This window comes from Roseburia amylophila, assembly GCF_025567465.1.
Taxonomy (GTDB): domain Bacteria; phylum Bacillota; class Clostridia; order Lachnospirales; family Lachnospiraceae; genus Roseburia_C; species Roseburia_C amylophila.
This window is the reverse complement of record NZ_JAOQKI010000002.1, coordinates 197616-215747: the sequence shown is the minus strand read 5'-3', so window position 1 is coordinate 215747 and position 18132 is coordinate 197616. Positions and strand designations below refer to the sequence as shown.

The following is an 18132-nucleotide window of genomic DNA, read 5'->3' as shown; positions in this document are numbered from 1 at the left end:
GGTAAAATATGAGTATATCGATGGATAATATTTCGACATTACTGAATACAACTGCATCACAGGCAAGTAACAGTTCCAATGGACTGGAGAAGACATTGAATTCAGATTTATCAGGTGCAACGGATGATGAACTGATGGATGTCTGCAAGGAATTTGAAGCTTATTTTTTGGAACAGGTTTATAAGGAAATGAAGAAAACCATTCCGGAGAACGAAGACCAGGATGCCAGTATGAGCCAGATGACGGATTATTTTGAAGACGAGATGATTCAGAAGCTGGCAAGCCAGTCAGTAGAACAGAGTGGCGGAAGTAACAGTCTGGCGCAGCAGCTGTATGAGCAGATGAAGCGTAATTATAATATGGAATAGAATTTAGAAAAGACGATAAAAGGGGCTGTCATTATATGACAGCCTTCTCTTACTTTACAGGAAATTGCTTTCCTGTAAAGTAAAAAACGCTCCGCGAGGATGCACACTGCGGCGTATAAGGCAGATGTCGCAAGCGACCGCCGCAGGCGCAAGAATGTGCCAAGTCACATTCTGTGTTCGATTGGAAAGGAAAGACGATGGAGACAATAACCGGTTATGTAGATCATATCATATATCGAAATGCTGACAATGGCTATACGGTACTGGTGCTGGTTTGCGAAGAAGAAGAGATAACCTGCGTGGGAATCTTTTCGGGAATCAGTGAGGGAGAGAATATCGAAGTGACCGGTGAATATACGGCACATCCGACCTATGGAAAGCAGTTTAAAGCTGAAAGTTATGTGGAGAAAGAACCAACCGATGAACTGTCCATTGAGCGTTATCTTGGCTCCGGAGCAATTAAAGGGATTGGTGCGGCACTTGCAGCAAGAATTGTAAGAAGATTTAAAGGCGATACCTTCCGGATTATCGAAGAAGAACCGGAGCGGTTAGCGGAAGTGAAAGGAATCAGTGAACGGAAAGCAATGGAAATATCAGACCAGGTCTCTGAAAAACGAGATCTGCGTCAGGCAATGATATTTTTGCAGCAGTATGGCATTACACTGAATCTTGCGGTGAAAATCTATAAAGAATACGGACAGGAAGTATACGGCATCATTCAGGAGAATCCATATCGTCTGGCGGATGATATCAGTGGTGTGGGATTTCGGATTGCAGATGAAATTGCTAAGAAAGTCGGTATTCATACAGATTCTGATTTTCGAATCCGAAGCGGTATATTGTATACACTTTTGCAGGCATCCGGAGAGGGACATACCTTTCTGCCGGAGGAAGAACTGACAAAGCGTGCAGGAGAGCTTCTGGGTGTAACAGAAGAAGCAATCGAAAAGCAGTATATGGATTTGTCGATAGAGCGGAAAATCATTATGAAACAGGAGGGCGAACAGGTTCAGATTTATGGTGCACCACTCTATTATACGGAAGTAAATACAGCCATGATGCTTAAGAATCTGGATATTGCCTATGATGTGTCAGATGCAGAGATTACCCAGCGAATCCATAAGATTGAGAAGCAGACCGGCATGGAACTGGATGAACACCAGAAAGAGGCTGTTTCGGAGGCAGTAAGAAACGGACTTTTGATAATCACCGGTGGACCCGGAACTGGTAAGACGACGACAATTAACAGTATTATCAAATATTTTGAACTGGAAGGCCTGGACATTTTCCTGGCAGCACCTACCGGAAGAGCTGCAAAGCGAATGAGCGAAATGACCGGATATGAAGCTAAAACCATACACCGGATGCTGGAATTAAACGGTGGAATGGAAGGAGCGGTAGGATTCGAACGAAATGAAAGTAATCCACTGGAAACGGATGTTGTAATTATCGATGAGATGTCTATGGTGGATATCAGCCTGATGCAGTCCCTTCTGAAGGCAATGGTAGCCGGAACAAGACTGATTCTGGTAGGAGACGTAAACCAGCTTCCGAGCGTAGGACCGGGAAGCGTATTAAAGGATATTATCGACAGCGGACAGTTCCATGTGGTACAGCTTACCAAGATTTTCCGACAGGCATCCCAGAGTGATATCATTGTCAATGCCCATAAAATCAACCGGGGAGAAGAAGTAGTGTTAGATAACAAGAGCATGGATTTCTTTTTCCTGAAACGATATGATGCAGATGTGATTATCAATGTGGTACTGCAGCTGATTATGCAGAAACTGCCTAAATTTGTAAATGCACAGCCTTATGATATACAGGTGCTGACTCCGATGAAAAAAGGAAATCTGGGCGTAGAACGATTGAATGCCATCCTGCAGCGATACTTAAATCCTCCCGCTCCGGATAAGAAAGAAAAAGAGTATGGCGATAAAGTGTTCCGCGAAGGGGACAAGGTCATGCAGATAAAAAATAATTATCAGCTGGAGTGGGAGGCCTTGAGTAAATATGGATTTGCCATTGACCGTGGAACCGGTGTGTTTAATGGGGATACGGGAATTATCCGTGAAATCAATGATTATAAAGAGACAATGACCGTGGTCTATGATGAAGACAAGGTGGTAGAGTACTCCTTTAAAATATTAGAGGAACTGGAACTGGCATATGCCATTACAATACATAAATCCCAGGGTAGTGAATATCCGGCAGTTGTAATTCCACTTCTTGGGGGACCGAGAATGCTGATGAACAGGAACCTTTTGTATACAGCGGTAACCCGTGCAAGAAAGTGTGTAACACTTGTGGGAAATGAAATGTGCTTCTATGAGATGGAACAGAATATTACAGAACAGACCAGATACAGCGGTCTGCGGGCAAGACTGGAAGAAAATGTGTAGAGGTGGTTGACTGTACAGACATGCAGAACCTTCCACCGACCGCTTCTTACGGGTGCCTGGAAAGAAAGAAAAACCAGCCGAAATGCTGTATTTTGCAGAATTCCGGCTGGCTTTTGCGTGTCTGACAACTTGCAAAGCAAGTCATTTGTCAATTTTCGTTTAAAAACCGGCAGATACCAATTACTTGGATAATAAAGCTTTGTCATTGGCAAATTCTTCGCCGCTGATTTCTTCAAATTTCTCTAATAGATCTTCTACGGTAAGATTCTTTTTCTCTTCTCCGGAAATATCTAAGATAACCTGACCTTCATTCATCATAATCAGACGGTTGCCATGAACAATTGCATCACGCATGTTGTGTGTTACCATCAGAGTGGTAAGGTTCTGCTCTGCAACTATTTTATCCGAAAGAGTAAGAACCTTTGCAGCAGTCTTTGGATCCAAAGCAGCGGTGTGCTCATCTAAGAGAAGCAGCTTTGGACGGTTTAAAGTAGCCATAAGAAGAGTCAGTGCCTGACGTTGACCACCGGAAAGCAGTCCGACTTTAGAGGTAAGACGGTTCTCAAGTCCTAAATCCAGCTCTTTTAACAATTCTTTGTAATGTGCTCTTTCTGCCTTGGTAATACCGCTTCCAAGACCTCTGCTTTTACCACGACGGGCAGCGAGAGCAAGATTCTCATCGATTCCCATGGTAGCAGCGGTTCCCATCATAGGGTCCTGGAATACGCGTCCTAAGAAACTGGCACGTCTGTGCTCGGACATTCTTGTAACATCTACGTCATCAATAGAAATGGAACCTTCATCTACAAGAAAGACTCCTGCAATGGCATTTAATAAAGTGGATTTTCCGGCACCATTTCCACCGATGACAGTAACGAAATCACCTTCGTTTAAAGTAAGGGTAGTGCCATTAAGAGCGGTTTTTTCGTTAATGGTTCCCGGATTAAATGTTTTGTAAATATGATCAACTTTAAGCATTGGTTTTGGCTCCTTTCTTTACTGGTTTTGTAAAATATTTCTTCTTCCAGTAAGGAACTGCAAGGAAGAAAGCAACCACAAGTGCAGATAACAGCTTTAAGTAGTTAGTATCAAGACCAAGCCAGATAACAATCTGAAGTACAGCGTAGTAAATAACAGCACCGATAGCGACAGATAAAAGCTTCAACGCAAAGTTGTGGAAAATCTTTTCGAACAATACAGTACCGATAATAACGGCAGCAAGACCGATTACGATAGCACCACGTCCTGCATTGACATCAGCAAATCCCTGATACTGTGAGTAAAGAGCACTGGCAAGACCAACAAGACCGTTGGAAATCATTAAACCGATTACGGTATTGAAATTTGTGTTGATACCCTGGGCACGGCTCATATTCGGGTTGCATCCGGTAGCACGGATAGAACAGCCTCTTGCAGTTCCGAAGAACCAGTACAGGATAGCTATAATGGCGATGACAAAGATAGCAACGATAAATATGGTATTTTTATAAAAAGCCACATTTTTTACATATCGTAAAGATACAATTAAATCGTATTTGTCAGCGCTGATTGCCTGGTTGGATTTGCCGCCAAGAATCTTTAAGTTAATGGAGTATAATCCAAGCTGGGTTAAAATACCTGCAAGGATTACCGGGATTCCCATTTTTGTATGGAAGATTCCGGTAATTAATCCTGCCAGCATACCGGATATGGTAGCGGCAAGGATTGCTATCCAGATATTCTGTCCAGAAGCAATCAGAGTAACACAGACAGCACCGCCAAGACTCATGGTTCCATCCACGGTTAAGTCTGCCACATCCTGTATTTTAAAAGTGATGTATACACCGATTGCCATAATACCCCAGATTAATCCCTGGGCTACAGCACCGGGCATAGCGTTTAATAAATCAGCAATTTGCAATTCCACAATAAGTTCCTCCGGTTTCTAAATAAATAATTCAAAAGTAAAAATTACTCAGACATGTCTAAAGCTTTGTAATCGTCTGGGACAGTGATGCCAAGCTTCTCACAGATGTCAGGGTTGTACTGTTTGGTAACTGCTGGAGCAAATTCAACTTCCATAGTGGATGGGTCTGCACCATTTACTAAGATTTCGTATGCCATTTTACCTGTCTGATATCCAAGGTCATAGTAGCTGATGGATAAGGTAGCAACACCACATCCTTTGCAGATACCGGCTTCACCTGCAATAATTGGAACACCGGCTTCCCCTGCAATGTTATTGATAACTTCTGTATTGGAAGCTGCAGTGTTGTCGGTAGGAACGTAAAGAACATCGTTATCATTTACAGCACTCTGGACAACACTTGCAATATCGTTGGAATCAACGAAAGAATATGCAGTACAGGTGTAATTTAATTTTTCTAATTCTTCTTTGATAACATCAATCTGATACTGTGAGTTTGCTTCTGCGGAGCAGTAAAGCAGTCCGACATTTTTAGCATCCGGGAATAATTCATTTAACATAGCTGCCTGCTCGGACAGAGGAGCTAAGTCAGAAGTTCCAGAAATGTTACGTCCTGTTGTGCCTGACCAGTCAGAAATGTCAAGAGCGGTTGCGTAATCTGTTACGGAAGTTCCAAGAATAGGAATATCTGTAGTTGCAGCAGCTGCAGACTGAAGAGGAGCAGTTGCATTTGCAAGAATCAGGTCTTCGTTTTTGGAAACGAAGGAGTTGACGATAGTTGCACATGTGGCAGAATCACCCTGGGCGTTCTGCTCGTCAAAAACAACGTCATCACCTAATTTCTCGGTAAGATAGTCTTTGAATCCTTTTGTTGCAGCATCTAATGCCTCATGCTGTACGAGCTGACAGATGCCAACGGTGTACTTTGCGTTGGATGAACTTTTCTCTGTAGCGTCAGCGTTTTGGGTATCTCCTGCTTTGGAGCCACAGGCGGTCATGCTGAGTGCAAGAACTGCTGCAACTGAAAGAGAGAGAAATTTCTTCATTTTTTTCATAATAATTTCCTCCTGAAATATGTAATATTTTTTTGATTTAACGCGTTCGTGCGTCTGTGCGTTTATGCATTAAAGCGTTAATTCGAATAGACTAATTATAATAAGTAGAGAAAAATAAGTCAATAAATTAAATCCTATTTTTATCAGGAAAAATTAAGAGAATGTTAATGTTTTTGCAAAAGGGACTGTGCTAATATGTGCAAAGAGAGTTTTGGAAAGGAAATAATGAATATACTTGATATTATATTCCCAAGAAGATGCCCACTGTGTGATGAGGTGATACCGCCGGATGGAAAAATCTGCCCGGAGTGCATCGGAAAGGCAGAACTGGTGAAGGAACCGGTCTGTAAACGGTGCGGAAAACCCATTGGGAATGCCAGGAAGGAATATTGTGGTGACTGTGACCGGAAAAAACATTTTTTTGATTCGGGAAAGGCAGTATTTGTCTATCAGGGGGCAGTGCAACACTCGCTGTATCGTTTTAAATATGCCAATCGGCGTGAATATGCAGCTTTTTATGGAAAAATGGCATGTATACAGTATGCCCGGTGGATTTCAAGACTGGGGATAGATGCAATCATACCGGTTCCGCTGCATCGGAAACGCAGGAGGGAGAGAGGGTATAATCAGGCAGAACTCTTTGCAAAGGAAATAGGAAAACGTACCGGAATTCCGGTAGAAACGAAATTGCTATATCGGTGTATAAATACCAGACCCCAGAAGGAACTTAATGACCAGGAACGCAAGAAAAATCTGAAAAAGGCTTTTACAATCGCACAAAATATAGTACAATTAAGAAAAGTTCTGCTTGTAGATGACATTTACACAACTGGAAGTACCGTGGATGCAGCAGCAGAATGTTTGAAGGTATCAGGAATACAAGAGGTTTATGTACTTTGCATTAGCATTGGCAGGGGACATTAGGAGGAGAAAGAATGGACGTAAGAAACTGCAAAGGATGCGGAAGATTATTTAATTATTATGGGGGCGTACCGTTATGTAAAGCCTGCAAAGATAAACTGGAAGAGAAGTTCCAGGAGGTAAAAGAATATTTGCGGCAGAACCCGAATACTCCGATACAGGTTGTATCGGAAGATAATAATGTTTCTGTAAAACAGATTAAACAGTGGGTGCGTGAAGAAAGACTTGTCTTTTCAGAAGATTCACCACTTGGTCTGGAATGTGAAGGCTGTGGAACAATTATCAAAACAGGGCGTTTCTGTGAAAAATGCAAACGTAAAATGGAAACGGACTTCCAGAGTGTAATAAAGAAAAAACCGGTGGAGCCTCAGTTGGATAAGAGACCGAAGGAAAGAGATAAGATGAGATATCTGTAACTGTAGATTAAGAACTGCCGCAGTGACTGGTGGCAGTTTTTTCTTTTCAGAAGATAATATCTATGTTATACTAAAGAGAGTTTGTTTAGGAGCAGAGTATGATTAGTAAAGAACGCGTCAGACATATGACAAAGCTGTCAGAATTCGAAAATGAAGAAAGTAAAGCCTGCCAGAAAGCAACACAGTATTTTAGAAGAGATTATGTTGCCATGGAGTTGATAAAAAGCTTTTTTGCCGGAACCATTGCGTTCGGACTTCTTTTTGTGCTGTGGCTTTTTTACGACATGGAGAATCTGGTAAAGAAAATTAATGATATGGATATGATTGGATTTGGCATCCGGATTGTAATGGTGTATCTGGTATTTCTGGCTGCTTATCTTATGATTACTTATATTATTTATAATCGTAGATATACAAAGGGGAGAAAAAAGGTAAAGGAGTATTATAACAGACTGAAGAGAGTGAGCAGTCTGTATCGTGAGGAAGAAAATATATCTAATACGGATGACTGGGAGGTTTAGGATGACGGGTTTACTCGAACTGAAGGAGCGGTTAATCCGCTTTTTTGGAAAAAATGAAATATATGTGGTGCCGGTACTTAAGTTTATTCTGGCAACAGTGGTATTTCTGCTGATCAATCAAAATATTGGCTATATGACCAGACTGGCCGGACTTCCGGTAACACTGGTACTGGCACTGTTATGTGCGGTTCTTCCGGTCAATGCTATCCTGTTGTTTGCGTTCATTCTGATTGCTGCACATTTATTTGCACTGTCTATGGATGTATGCGTGGTAGGACTGATTCTTATGCTGGTTATCGCACTGCTGTATTTACGGTTTTCACCAAAAGATGGTTATTATGCAGTGCTGACACCGATAACATTTGCATTACATACCCCATATATCATGCCGATTTCAGCAGGACTGTTACGGACACCGGCATCTGCTGCATCTATTGTGAGCGGAACTGTGATGTTTTATTTCCTGAAGGGAATAAAGGAAAATGAGGCAGTATTAAGTGCAGTGGAAGAGGACAGCAATGCGGCTTCTAAGATGGTGGTAGCAATCAACCAGCTGCTGGGAAATAAGGAAATGTATCTGGTGCTGGCAACTTTTATTGTGATTTTACTGGTGGTTTATGTAGTGCGCCGCCTGTCTATAGATCATGCATGGACAGTGGCATCACTGGCTGGTATTCTGATTGGACTTACTGTGCTGACCAGCGGTTTTGTAATGCTTGGAATCAAGGGACGAATCGTCTGGATTATTGTAGGAGGCGTAATTTCTACGGTGATTGCATTGATACAGCAGTTCCTGTTCTTTAACCTGGATTATAGCAGGACAGAACGGGTACAGTTTGAGGATGATGAATATTACTATTATGTAAAAGCGGTACCGAAGATTTATGTTACAACCAAGGAGAAAAGGGTAAAACGTATCGCAGCCAAGGATGAGGAAAAAGAACGTATTTCCCGCAAAGCATTGGCAGAGGAAATGGATATAGACGAAGATTTGCTGAAATAAGACAGAGAGGAAGTGGAACAGGTGCAGTCATTTTTGACAGTGTTGGAAAATTTTAAAGAAAATTATCTGGCGTGGGTAAGCGTTTTGAACATTACGGTATCAAAGACTGATATTGTAGAAATGCTTATTATTGCATTCCTGTTTTATCACGTCCTGAAATGGATTAAGGATACACGGGCATGGATGCTGTTAAAAGGAATTCTTGTGATTTTAGCGTTTGTACTTGTGGCAGCAATCTTCCAGATGAATACAATTCTCTGGATAGCAGAGAAGACGATTAATGTAGCAATAATTGCAATCGTTGTTATCTTCCAGCCGGAGCTCCGGAAAGCACTGGAAGAATTGGGACGAAAGAAATTTATTTCATCCCTCTTTTCTTTTGATTTTGGGAAAGACGGAGTGGAACGTTTCAATGACCATACGATTGGAGAACTGGTAAAGGCAAGCTATGAGATGGGTAAGGTGAAGACCGGAGCCCTGATTGTAGTGGAAAATGAAATTATGCTGACAGAATACGAAAGAACCGGTATTGCACTGGATTCCCTGGTATCAAGCCAGCTTCTGATTAATATATTTGAAAAGAACACTCCGTTACATGACGGAGCTATTATTGTACGTGGGGACAGGGTTGTCTCTGCAACCTGTTATCTGCCACTGTCTGACAGCCTGGAACTGAGCAAGGATCTGGGAACCAGACATCGTGCGGCAGTTGGAATTAGTGAAGTGAGTGATTCTCTTACAATTGTGGTATCAGAGGAAACCGGAAAGGTTTCTATTGCGATGGGTGGACAGCTGTACCGTAATGTGGATGCGGAGTTTCTGCGCAGCAAACTGAAATTTCTCCAGAGCAGCAATATCGAACCAAAGCGCTTCCAATTACTGAAGAGGAGGTTACGCAATGTTAAAAAAGCTGACAAAACTGGTGACGAATAATTTTGGACTGAAGGTTGCAGCATTATTCTTCTCTGTTGTGCTGTGGCTTGTTGTTGTCAACATTGATGATCCGACACAGGCGAAGAACTTTACCACGTCTATTACGATAACCAATTCGGATTATATGACACAGCAGGGCAAATACTTTGAAGCAAAGGACAGTAATCTGCAGGTAACCTTTAAGGTTTCTACTGTGCGTTCTGTTATGAAGAACTTGAGCAATACTGACTTCCGGGCAGTAGCAGATATGGAAAATGTTGAGCAGGTAGACGGTGTATACCGGGTACCGATTGAGATAACTGCAACACGATATGCGTCTGCGGTGAACTTCCAGGGCAAAACACAGTATATGGAAGTAAATGTAGAAGATCTGATGCTGTCACAGTTTTCTATTAAGGCAAAAACGGTAGGAGATGCAGCTGAGAATTATGCGGTGGGAGATGTGCGGGTATCTCCGAACATCTTAAAAGTAACCGGACCGGAATCGGTGGTGAATCAGATTGATCATGTAGAAGCAACCATTGATGTAACAGGTGCATCCGCAGACTTGACGGATAGTGTAGTCCCGGTTGTATATAATGCAAACGGTGAGGCGGTAGACACCTCAAAGCTGAATTTTAATATTGATAAAGTGACAATTTCGGCTACGATACTTAATATCCGTAAGCTTTCAGTAGAAATTGAACCGAGTGGAACGGTTGCAGATGGATTTGTATGCACCGGAGTGACGATTAATCCGAATAAGATAACGATAAAGGGAACACCGGAAGCACTGAACGCAGCCGGAAGTATTGTGATTCCGTCAGACCAGCTGGATATCAGCGATGCAACTGGCAATGTAGTGAAGACAATTAACATTTCTTCTTATCTGCCGGATGATGTAGAGGTGGTCGATGCTGACAATTTGAATGTTGAAGTAACCGCAGTGGTGGAACAGATTGTATCAGAATCTTATAGCATACCGGTTGAAAACATTGCAATTCAGAATCTGAAAGAGGGTTATGAAGCAGTCTTTGCAGAGAGTACAGTTACAATAACCTTAAAGGGACTGCGGAATGATCTGGATAAACTTATGGCAGACAGTATTAAGGGAAATGTAAATGCAGCAGGACTGGCAGAAGGTAATCATACCGTAACAGTTACCCTGGAACTGGATGACAGCTTATATTCCGTAAATGGAACACAGTCTGCAGTGATAACCATAACAAAGAAATCAGAAGATACATCAGATACCACGAATACCGGAAATGACAATGGAACCCATACGGGTTCGAATGGTGGTACAGAAACGGGAACGGGCAGTACCAATGGAAATAATACGAATAATGGAAATTCGGAGGAAGATTAGAAAATGAGCAGAATGTTTGGAACAGATGGTGTAAGAGGTGTTGCAGGAGCGGAGCTGACCATTGAATTGGCAACAAAGCTTGGGCAGGCAGGTGCCTATGTGCTGACGAAAGAGCAGGAACATCAGCCGACATTAATTGTAGGATGTGATACAAGAATTTCAGGTGGAATGCTTGCCAATGCACTGATGGCAGGAATCTGTTCTGTAGGAGCCAATGCAATCTATGTAGGGGTAATGCCGACACCGGCGATTGCCTATCTGACCAGAAAACATAAAGTAGATGCAGGCGTTGTGATTTCCGCATCCCATAATCCGATGGAATTTAACGGAATCAAATTCTTTAATGGAGACGGATATAAGCTTTCTGATGCGTTGGAAGATGAAATCGAAGAGCTGATCCGCAATAATATGAAAGATGTTGTACTGCCGATTGGATCCGGTGTGGGAAGAATTGACTATCGTTTTGATTTGCGTGATGAATATGTGAAATTTATGAAGAAATGTGTGCCGGTTGATTTGACCGGTATGAAGATTGTGATAGACTGTGCAGAGGGTGCATCCTACTATACATCGGTTAAGACATTAAAAGACCTGGGTGCAGATCTGGTTGCTATCCATACGAAGCCGGATGGAACCAATATCAATGCCAACTGCGGTTCCACCCATATGGAAGAACTTCAGGCAAGGGTTGTTTATGAAAAAGCAGACGTTGGCCTTGCATTTGATGGCGATGCTGACCGTATGCTTGCGGTAGATGAAAAAGGTAACCTGGTGGATGGCGACCAGCTTATGGCAATCTGTGGATGCCATATGAAGAAAAAAGGAACTTTAAAGAAAAATACCATTGTAGTAACCGTTATGACCAATCTTGGCTTCAGTCTGATGGGAGAGCGGGAAGGCATCCACGTAGAGAAAACCAAGGTCGGAGACAGATATGTCCTTGAAAATATGCTGGAGAATGGCTATAATATCGGGGGTGAGCAGTCAGGACATATTATATTTTTAGATGATAATACAACTGGTGACGGACTTCTTTCCGGACTTCATTTATTACAGGTAATGAAGGAAACCGGCAGGAAATTATCTGAGCTGGCAGAGGTGATGGAAGTATTGCCGCAGGCACTTGTGAATGCCAAAGTGCCGAATCACAAGAAAGAAAAATTCATGGAATATGCTGAGATTGCAGAGGCAATCAAGGCATTGGAAGAGAAATTCAATGGGGAAGGAAGGGTACTGATTCGTCCATCCGGAACCGAGCCGCTGGTAAGAGTTATGATTGAGGGAAAGAACCAGAGCGAGATTGAAGAAGAAGCACAGAAGCTGGCTGAATTAATTACCAACACAATGCTGTGATCAGGAGGGGAATAGAAATGGTAAGTCAGAAAGTTAAAATAAAGAATCCAACAGGATTACATTTGCGTCCGGCAGGAATACTCTGCAAGGAAGCAATGCAGTATAAATCGTTAGTAACATTTCATTATCGCGGAAATACCGCTAATGCCAAAAGTGTTTTAAGCGTACTGGGTGCGTGCATCAAATTTGGAGATGAAATCGAATTTGTCTGCGAAGGTGATGATGAGGACGAAGCATTAAAGGCAATGGTAGAAGCCGTAGAAAGTGGATTAGGAGAATAAAAGATGAAAAAAATACTGGTAACTGGATGTAATGGACAGTTAGGAAGAGCAATTCGCAAGGAATATGCAGCAAGTGATGTGGAATTTATCAATACAGATGTAGTAGAGGGAGAAGGTGTTGTATCTCTTGATATTACTGATGTAGATGCAGTACTGAAGCTGGTACGTGCAGAGAAACCGGATGTTATCATCAACTGCGCCGCACATACCAATGTAGACAAGTGTGAGGAACAGTGGGATCTTGCATATAAGATTAATGCAATCGGACCAAGAAACTTAAGTATTGCAGCAACCGAAGCAGATGCAAAAATGATTCATGTATCTACGGATTATGTTTTTGAAGGAAATGGGACAAGACCATACACAGAGTTTGATGCACCAAATCCGGTAAGTGCTTATGGAAAGACCAAGTTAGAGGGTGAAAACTTTGTAAAGGAATTTGCAAAGAAACATTTTATCTTAAGAACAGCATGGCTTTATGGGGATGGAAAGAACTTTGTCAAGACAATGCTGGCATTGGCAGAGAACCATGATGAATTAAATGTAGTCTGTGACCAGGTGGGAACACCTACCAGCGCAGTGGAATTAGCAAAAATGATTCATTATCTGGAAGGCACAGAGAATTATGGAACCTTCCATGCAACCTGTGAAGGAGATACCAACTGGGCAGATTTCGCAGAAGCAATCTTCAAAAGAGCAGGAAAGAATGTAAAAGTAAATCATGTAACCAGTAAGCAGTACAAAGAGATGAATCCGGCATCCGCTAACAGACCGGCATACTCTATCTTGGAGGATTATATGATTAAGCTTACCAGTGACTTTGTAATGGCAGACTGGCAGGATGCACTGGATGTCTATATGAAAGAACTGTTGGGATAATAGGTGAAAAAATGGAACCATTAGTAAGCGTATGTATTCCGGCATATAATAATGCGGAATACATTAAAGATACGATTGATTCAATTCTAAATCAGACATATCAGAATATAGAGCTTGTAATTGTGGATGATAATTCAAAAGATAATACTTATGAACTGATTCAGAAAATCGGGGATGAGAGGATTAAGCTTTATCATAATGATAAGAATCTTGGAATGTCAGGAAACTGGAACCGCTGTCTTTCCTTATGCACCGGTAAATATGCAAAGCTTGTCTGTGCAGATGATATTTTATCACCGGATGCATTGAAGCGGGAAGTAGATGCTTTAGAGGCAAATCCTACAGCAGTGATTGCAGAAAGTGATACCAAGCTGATTGATTTAAATGGAAAAGGAAAAGGCTTTTATAAACGCTATAAGAAGAGCGGACTGGTAGATGGAAAAGAAATCTGCCGGAAGGGCTTCTTTTCACAGGATTATTTCGGAGCACCACAGGCAAATACTTTCCGGAGAGATGTGGCAGAGAAAATCGGAGGATTTGATACAGATTATACCTATATCTTAGACTATGATTTCTTTGTTTCCCTGGCATGTGAAGGCGATGTTTATATCATACACGAACCACTGAATTTCTTCCGTGTGCGAAAAGGTTCAAATACCGGAGAAGTTATGGGGGGCAACAAGGAAAAAACAAAAGTATATGTAGAGGAACATCTGTATTTACTGGAGAAAAACAAAGAACGCTTGAAACTGACACCGAAAGATATCAGGCGCAGTGTTATGATTCGCAAGTTCCGCTGTTTTGCGGCATCTGTATATCTGAAACTGTTTGTGCATAAATAAGCGAAAGGGGACTAAAATGGATAAAATTGCAGTATTGATTCCCTGCTATAACGAGAGTAAAACAATCGTAAAGGTAGTAGAGGATTTTAAACGGGTAATTCCGGAAGCTGTTATTTATGTATATGATAATAATTCCAATGATGGAACGGACGAGCTCGCAAGAAGTGCCGGTGCGGTCGTACGTTATGAATATCAGCAGGGAAAAGGAAATGTTATTCGAAGAATGTTCCGTGAAATTGATGCGGAATGTTATATCATGACAGATGGAGATGATACCTATCCGGCAGAATCAGCACCGGAGATGATAAAACAGGTGCTAGAGCATGGAGCAGACATGGTAGTAGGAGACAGACTTTCTTCTACTTATTTCCAGGAAAATACCAGACCATTCCACAATTTTGGTAATTCCCTGGTGCGTAAATCTATCAATCTTTTCTTCCACACGGATATTAAAGATATTATGACAGGTTATCGAGCGTTCAGTTATCAGTTTGTAAAATCATTCCCGGTATTATCCAAGGGATTTGAAATTGAAACAGAAATGAGCATTCATGCAGCAGATAAGAATATGCAGGTAGACAATGTGATTATTGAGTACCGTGACAGACCGGAGGGAAGTGTATCTAAGCTGAATACCTATTCAGATGGGTTTAAGGTGCTGCGTACCATTGCAAGACTGTACCGGACCTATAAGCCAATGTCATTCTTTGGCATTATTGCATTTATACTGGCTGCTCTTGGAGTTGGTTTCCTGATACCGGTATTGGTAGTATATGCAAAGACCGGAATGGTGCCGAACTTCCCGACTTTATTTGCTTGCTGTTTTACGATATTGGCAGCAACCCAGGCATTCTTCTCGGGACTTATCCTGCAGACCATTGGACAGAAGAACCGGCAGGATTTTGAAATGGAACTGCAGGCAATCGAAGAGAGAAAGAAAAGACTGGATAAAGAATAGAACTGTTAAATCATGTACAAAAATGTGCACAAACTTCTAAAAAGTTGACAAATAAATGAGGACTGTGCCATAATAAAACGATTTTTAAATCAGGAGGAGAATAAGATGAGAACTTATTTAGTAACTGGAGGAGCCGGATTTATTGGTTCAAACTACATTCACTACATGTTTCGTAAATACGACAATGAGATTCGTATTATCAATGTAGACGCATTAACTTATGCAGGAAACTTGGAAAATTTAAAAGACATCGAGAACAGAGACAACTATACATTTGTAAAAGCAGATATTACAGACAAAGAAGCAATCCGCAAAGTGTTTGCAGAAAATGACATTGACCGCGTGGTACATTTCGCGGCAGAGAGTCATGTTGACCGTAGTATCAAAAACCCTGAAGTATTCGTTCATACCAATGTAATGGGTACTGCAGTTATGTTAAACTGTGCAAAAGAAGCATGGGAACTTCCGGATGGAAGCTTCAAGGAAGGTAAGAAATTCCTTCACGTATCCACAGACGAAGTATATGGTTCCCTTCCGGATGATGGAAAGAGCTTCTTCTATGAGACAACACCATATCAGCCACACAGCCCATACTCTGCAAGTAAGGCATCTTCTGATATGTTAGTAAAATCTTATATTGATACTTATCATTTCCCGGCAAATATTACCAATACATCCAATAACTATGGACCTTACCAGTTCCCGGAGAAACTGATTCCGTTAATCATCAACAATGCTTTACACGGAAAGAAACTCCCGGTATATGGTGATGGAATGAACATCCGTGACTGGTTATATGTAGATGACCATGCAAAGGGAATCGATATGGTTCAGGAGCAGGGACGTCTTGGACAGACTTATAACATCGGTGGACACAATGAGAAGCGTAATATCGAAATCATCAACATCATTATTGAAACTTTACAGGAGATTCTTCCGGATGATGATCCAAGAAAAGCAAATGTAAGCAAAGATTTAATCACTTACGTAGAAGACCGTAAAGGACATGACAGACGTTATGCAATCGCTCCGGACAAAATCAAAGCTGAGATTGGCTGGGAGCCGGAGACCATGTTCAAAGATGGTATCAAGAAGACAATTGCATGGTATCTTGAGCATGAAGACTGGATGAACAATGTAACCAGTGGTGACTACCAGAAATATTATGCAGATATGTATAAAGATAAATAAATAGAAGTATAGAAAGAGAAGCGGATAGGAAAATACAAGACCTGTCCGCTTTTTTTATGCGTTTTCGCCAGTATTTCTATAGGTTCTACAGAAATTATTAAGGAAAATATAGATGAAAAATACGATGTAATATGTTATAATTAAATGATTTATTGAGTGAGAGAATGCGTTGGAGAACGTAAACAATATGATTAAGGAGGAGATTATTCCATGAAAGGTATTATTTTAGCCGGAGGATCCGGAACAAGACTTTATCCATTGACAAAGGCAGTATCGAAACAGATTATGCCGGTATATGACAAACCAATGATTTATTATCCATTATCTACACTGATGTTAGCAGGAATCCGTGAGGTGCTGGTTATCTCTACACCAAGAGATCTTCCGGTATTTGAGGAGTTATTAGGGGATGGAAGCCAGCTTGGAATGTCTTTCTCTTATGCAGTACAGGAACAGCCGAGAGGACTTGCAGATGCATTTATCATCGGTGAGAAATTCATTGGAAATGATGCAGTAGCATTGGTATTAGGCGATAATATTTTCTATGGACAGAGCTTCTCTAAAGTGCTTCGCAGTGCAGCAGAGCGTACAGAGAGCCAGCCAGGAGCAACCATTTTCGGATATTATGTAAAAGATCCAAGAGAATACGGTGTAGTAGAATTTGATGAGAATGGTAAAGCATTGTCAATTGAAGAAAAACCGGCTCAGCCAAAATCCAATTATGCAGTTCCGGGACTCTATTTCTATGACAATGATGTAGTAGAGATTGCCAAGAATGTAAAACCATCTGCAAGAGGAGAAATTGAAATTACAAGTGTTAATAATGAATATCTGAACCGTGGAACCCTTCAGGTTGAGACCTTAGGAAGAGGATTTGCATGGTTAGATACCGGAAACCATGACATGCTTCTTGATGCAGCAGACTTCGTAGCAGCATTCCAGAAACGTCAGGGATTATATATTTCCTGTATCGAAGAGATTGCATACAAGAGAGGATTCATCGATAAAGCACAGTTAGAGAAGCTGGCGCAGCCATTACTTAAGACTGCATATGGTCAGTATCTGATAGACGTTGCTAACGGATTATAAAATAGAGTTGGGTATTATTGTAGAAAAGCGAGGAAGAGAAAAATGGGAAAAATCAAAGTAACAAACGACTGTAATGGAATCAAAGGATTAAAAGTAATTGAACCTGCAGTATTCGGAGATGCAAGAGGATATTTCATGGAGACCTATAACTATAATGATTTCAAGGAAGCAGGAATTGACTGTGAATTCGTACAGGACAACCAGTCTGCATCCAAGAAAGGTGTGCTCCGTGGACTTCATTTCCAGTTAAACTATCCACAGGACAAGCTGGTGCGTGTAGTAAACGGTGAAGTATTTGACGTCGCAGTTGACTTAAGAGAAGGTTCTGAAACCTTTGGAAAATGGTTTGGAGTTACTTTGTCTGCTGAGAATAAGAAACAGTTCTTCATTCCAAAGGATTTTGCACACGGATTTATCGTATTAAGTGATTATGCAGAATTCTGCTATAAAGTTACTGATTTCTATCATCCAAACGATGAGGGCGGACTTCTGTGGAATGACCCGGATATCGGAGTAGAATGGCCGATGCCGGAAGGAATGACAGAGGCAGACTTGATTTTATCCGACAAAGATAAAGTATGGCATGGCATCAAGGCATATGCAGAGAATAAGAATAACTGCAAGAAAGACTGATAGGCAGTTGAAGTAACATAAGGAGTAAATGAT

19 protein-coding genes are annotated in these 18132 nt (G+C 41.4%); 16 read left to right on the top strand and 3 right to left on the bottom strand.

All coding sequences use genetic code 11. From position 1 onward, the window contains the following. The first annotated feature begins 8 nt into the window (after window positions 1-8). Together OCV43_RS02360 and recD2 are read left to right on the top strand one after the other, a co-directional pair. Window positions 9-368: a rod-binding protein gene (locus OCV43_RS02360; protein ID WP_118639069.1), complete on the top strand. Its 360-nt coding sequence runs from the start codon at window positions 9-11 to the stop codon at window positions 366-368. Window positions 369-565: 197 nt separating this feature from the next. Next, window positions 566-2770 (top strand): SF1B family DNA helicase RecD2, encoded by a 2205-nt coding sequence (recD2, locus tag OCV43_RS02355; RefSeq protein ID WP_262623317.1) that lies wholly within the window; start codon window positions 566-568, stop codon window positions 2768-2770. A gap of 180 nt (window positions 2771-2950) precedes the next feature. Here recD2 and OCV43_RS02350 read toward each other — a convergent pair whose 3' ends face one another. The 3 genes from OCV43_RS02350 to OCV43_RS02340 all read right to left on the bottom strand — a co-directional run bounded on the left by OCV43_RS02350 (window position 2951) and on the right by OCV43_RS02340 (window position 5731). Beyond that, complete coding sequence (locus OCV43_RS02350) at window positions 2951-3748, bottom strand: ABC transporter ATP-binding protein (RefSeq protein ID WP_022244517.1); 798 nt, start codon at window positions 3746-3748, stop codon at window positions 2951-2953. Further along, window positions 3741-4643 (bottom strand): ABC transporter permease, encoded by a 903-nt coding sequence (locus tag OCV43_RS02345; RefSeq protein WP_416390268.1) that lies wholly within the window; start codon window positions 4641-4643, stop codon window positions 3741-3743. Before OCV43_RS02345 ends, OCV43_RS02350 begins: the two co-directional genes overlap by 8 nt. A 77-nt stretch (window positions 4644-4720) precedes the next feature. Beyond that, window positions 4721-5731, bottom strand: a complete 1011-nt coding sequence (locus OCV43_RS02340) for an ABC transporter substrate-binding protein (RefSeq protein ID WP_331494957.1) — start codon at window positions 5729-5731, stop codon at window positions 4721-4723. 225 nt (window positions 5732-5956) lie between these two features. Between OCV43_RS02340 and OCV43_RS02335 the strand changes: the two genes are divergently transcribed. From OCV43_RS02335 to rfbC, 14 genes are all read left to right on the top strand, one after another. Continuing rightward, window positions 5957-6655: a ComF family protein gene (locus tag OCV43_RS02335; RefSeq protein ID WP_243088555.1), complete on the top strand. Its 699-nt coding sequence runs from the start codon at window positions 5957-5959 to the stop codon at window positions 6653-6655. A gap of 11 nt (window positions 6656-6666) precedes the next feature. After that, window positions 6667-7068, top strand: a complete 402-nt coding sequence (locus OCV43_RS02330; RefSeq protein ID WP_022244513.1) for a hypothetical protein — start codon at window positions 6667-6669, stop codon at window positions 7066-7068. Window positions 7069-7166: 98 nt separating this feature from the next. Beyond that, window positions 7167-7589, top strand: a complete 423-nt coding sequence (locus OCV43_RS02325; RefSeq protein WP_262623316.1) for a hypothetical protein — start codon at window positions 7167-7169, stop codon at window positions 7587-7589. Window position 7590: 1 nt separating this feature from the next. Next, complete coding sequence (locus OCV43_RS02320) at window positions 7591-8592, top strand: hypothetical protein (protein ID WP_262623315.1); 1002 nt, start codon at window positions 7591-7593, stop codon at window positions 8590-8592. A 21-nt stretch (window positions 8593-8613) separates the two neighbouring features. Next, entirely contained in the window at window positions 8614-9525 is a 912-nt protein-coding gene (cdaA, locus tag OCV43_RS02315; protein ID WP_022244510.1) for a diadenylate cyclase CdaA, read from the top strand. Then, entirely contained in the window at window positions 9491-10873 is a 1383-nt protein-coding gene (locus OCV43_RS02310) for a CdaR family protein (protein WP_262623314.1), read from the top strand. Before cdaA ends, OCV43_RS02310 begins: the two co-directional genes overlap by 35 nt. Before the next feature lie 3 nt (window positions 10874-10876). Beyond that, window positions 10877-12226 (top strand): phosphoglucosamine mutase, encoded by a 1350-nt coding sequence (gene glmM / locus OCV43_RS02305; RefSeq protein WP_227710416.1) that lies wholly within the window; start codon window positions 10877-10879, stop codon window positions 12224-12226. 17 nt (window positions 12227-12243) lie between these two features. Further along, complete coding sequence (locus tag OCV43_RS02300) at window positions 12244-12507, top strand: HPr family phosphocarrier protein (RefSeq protein WP_022244507.1); 264 nt, start codon at window positions 12244-12246, stop codon at window positions 12505-12507. Between the two features lie 3 nt (window positions 12508-12510). Continuing rightward, entirely contained in the window at window positions 12511-13386 is an 876-nt protein-coding gene (gene rfbD / locus OCV43_RS02295; RefSeq protein ID WP_022244506.1) for a dTDP-4-dehydrorhamnose reductase, read from the top strand. Window positions 13387-13397: 11 nt separating this feature from the next. After that, window positions 13398-14228, top strand: a complete 831-nt coding sequence (locus tag OCV43_RS02290; protein ID WP_262623313.1) for a glycosyltransferase family 2 protein — start codon at window positions 13398-13400, stop codon at window positions 14226-14228. A gap of 16 nt (window positions 14229-14244) precedes the next feature. Continuing rightward, the gene (locus tag OCV43_RS02285; RefSeq protein WP_118639076.1) at window positions 14245-15186 is read left to right on the top strand and encodes a glycosyltransferase family 2 protein; all 942 of its coding nucleotides are present in this window, start codon (window positions 14245-14247) and stop codon (window positions 15184-15186) included. Between the two features lie 105 nt (window positions 15187-15291). Then, window positions 15292-16377, top strand: coding sequence for a dTDP-glucose 4,6-dehydratase (gene rfbB / locus OCV43_RS02280; protein ID WP_022244503.1), 1086 nt, complete (start codon window positions 15292-15294; stop codon window positions 16375-16377). A 210-nt stretch (window positions 16378-16587) separates the two neighbouring features. Beyond that, window positions 16588-17466 carry a glucose-1-phosphate thymidylyltransferase RfbA gene (rfbA, locus tag OCV43_RS02275; protein ID WP_227700516.1) on the top strand — a complete coding sequence of 293 codons (879 nt, stop codon included), beginning with the start codon at window positions 16588-16590 and terminating at the stop codon, window positions 17464-17466. 42 nt (window positions 17467-17508) lie between these two features. Beyond that, window positions 17509-18099: a dTDP-4-dehydrorhamnose 3,5-epimerase gene (gene rfbC / locus OCV43_RS02270; protein WP_022244498.1), complete on the top strand. Its 591-nt coding sequence runs from the start codon at window positions 17509-17511 to the stop codon at window positions 18097-18099. Window positions 18100-18132: the final 33 nt, after the last annotated feature.

Bases quoted from the DNA above. Each gene is read 5' to 3' on its own strand.
- OCV43_RS02285 (WP_118639076.1), top strand. From the start codon at position 14,245: ATGGATAAAATTGCAGTATTGATTCCCTGCTATAACGAGAGTAAAACA.
- OCV43_RS02340 (WP_331494957.1), bottom strand. From the start codon at position 5,731: ATGAAAAAAATGAAGAAATTTCTCTCTCTTTCAGTTGCAGCAGTTCTT.
- recD2 (WP_262623317.1), top strand. From the start codon at position 566: ATGGAGACAATAACCGGTTATGTAGATCATATCATATATCGAAATGCT.
- rfbA (WP_227700516.1), top strand. From the start codon at position 16,588: ATGAAAGGTATTATTTTAGCCGGAGGATCCGGAACAAGACTTTATCCA.
- rfbB (WP_022244503.1), top strand. From the start codon at position 15,292: ATGAGAACTTATTTAGTAACTGGAGGAGCCGGATTTATTGGTTCAAAC.
- OCV43_RS02345 (WP_416390268.1), bottom strand. From the start codon at position 4,643: ATGCCCGGTGCTGTAGCCCAGGGATTAATCTGGGGTATTATGGCAATC.
- rfbD (WP_022244506.1), top strand. From the start codon at position 12,511: ATGAAAAAAATACTGGTAACTGGATGTAATGGACAGTTAGGAAGAGCA.
- OCV43_RS02325 (WP_262623316.1), top strand. From the start codon at position 7,167: ATGATTAGTAAAGAACGCGTCAGACATATGACAAAGCTGTCAGAATTC.
- OCV43_RS02350 (WP_022244517.1), bottom strand. From the start codon at position 3,748: ATGCTTAAAGTTGATCATATTTACAAAACATTTAATCCGGGAACCATT.
- OCV43_RS02300 (WP_022244507.1), top strand. From the start codon at position 12,244: ATGGTAAGTCAGAAAGTTAAAATAAAGAATCCAACAGGATTACATTTG.
- OCV43_RS02330 (WP_022244513.1), top strand. From the start codon at position 6,667: ATGGACGTAAGAAACTGCAAAGGATGCGGAAGATTATTTAATTATTAT.
- OCV43_RS02335 (WP_243088555.1), top strand. From the start codon at position 5,957: ATGAATATACTTGATATTATATTCCCAAGAAGATGCCCACTGTGTGAT.
- OCV43_RS02360 (WP_118639069.1), top strand. From the start codon at position 9: ATGAGTATATCGATGGATAATATTTCGACATTACTGAATACAACTGCA.
- OCV43_RS02290 (WP_262623313.1), top strand. From the start codon at position 13,398: ATGGAACCATTAGTAAGCGTATGTATTCCGGCATATAATAATGCGGAA.
- glmM (WP_227710416.1), top strand. From the start codon at position 10,877: ATGAGCAGAATGTTTGGAACAGATGGTGTAAGAGGTGTTGCAGGAGCG.
- rfbC (WP_022244498.1), top strand. From the start codon at position 17,509: ATGGGAAAAATCAAAGTAACAAACGACTGTAATGGAATCAAAGGATTA.
- OCV43_RS02310 (WP_262623314.1), top strand. From the start codon at position 9,491: ATGTTAAAAAAGCTGACAAAACTGGTGACGAATAATTTTGGACTGAAG.
- OCV43_RS02320 (WP_262623315.1), top strand. From the start codon at position 7,591: ATGACGGGTTTACTCGAACTGAAGGAGCGGTTAATCCGCTTTTTTGGA.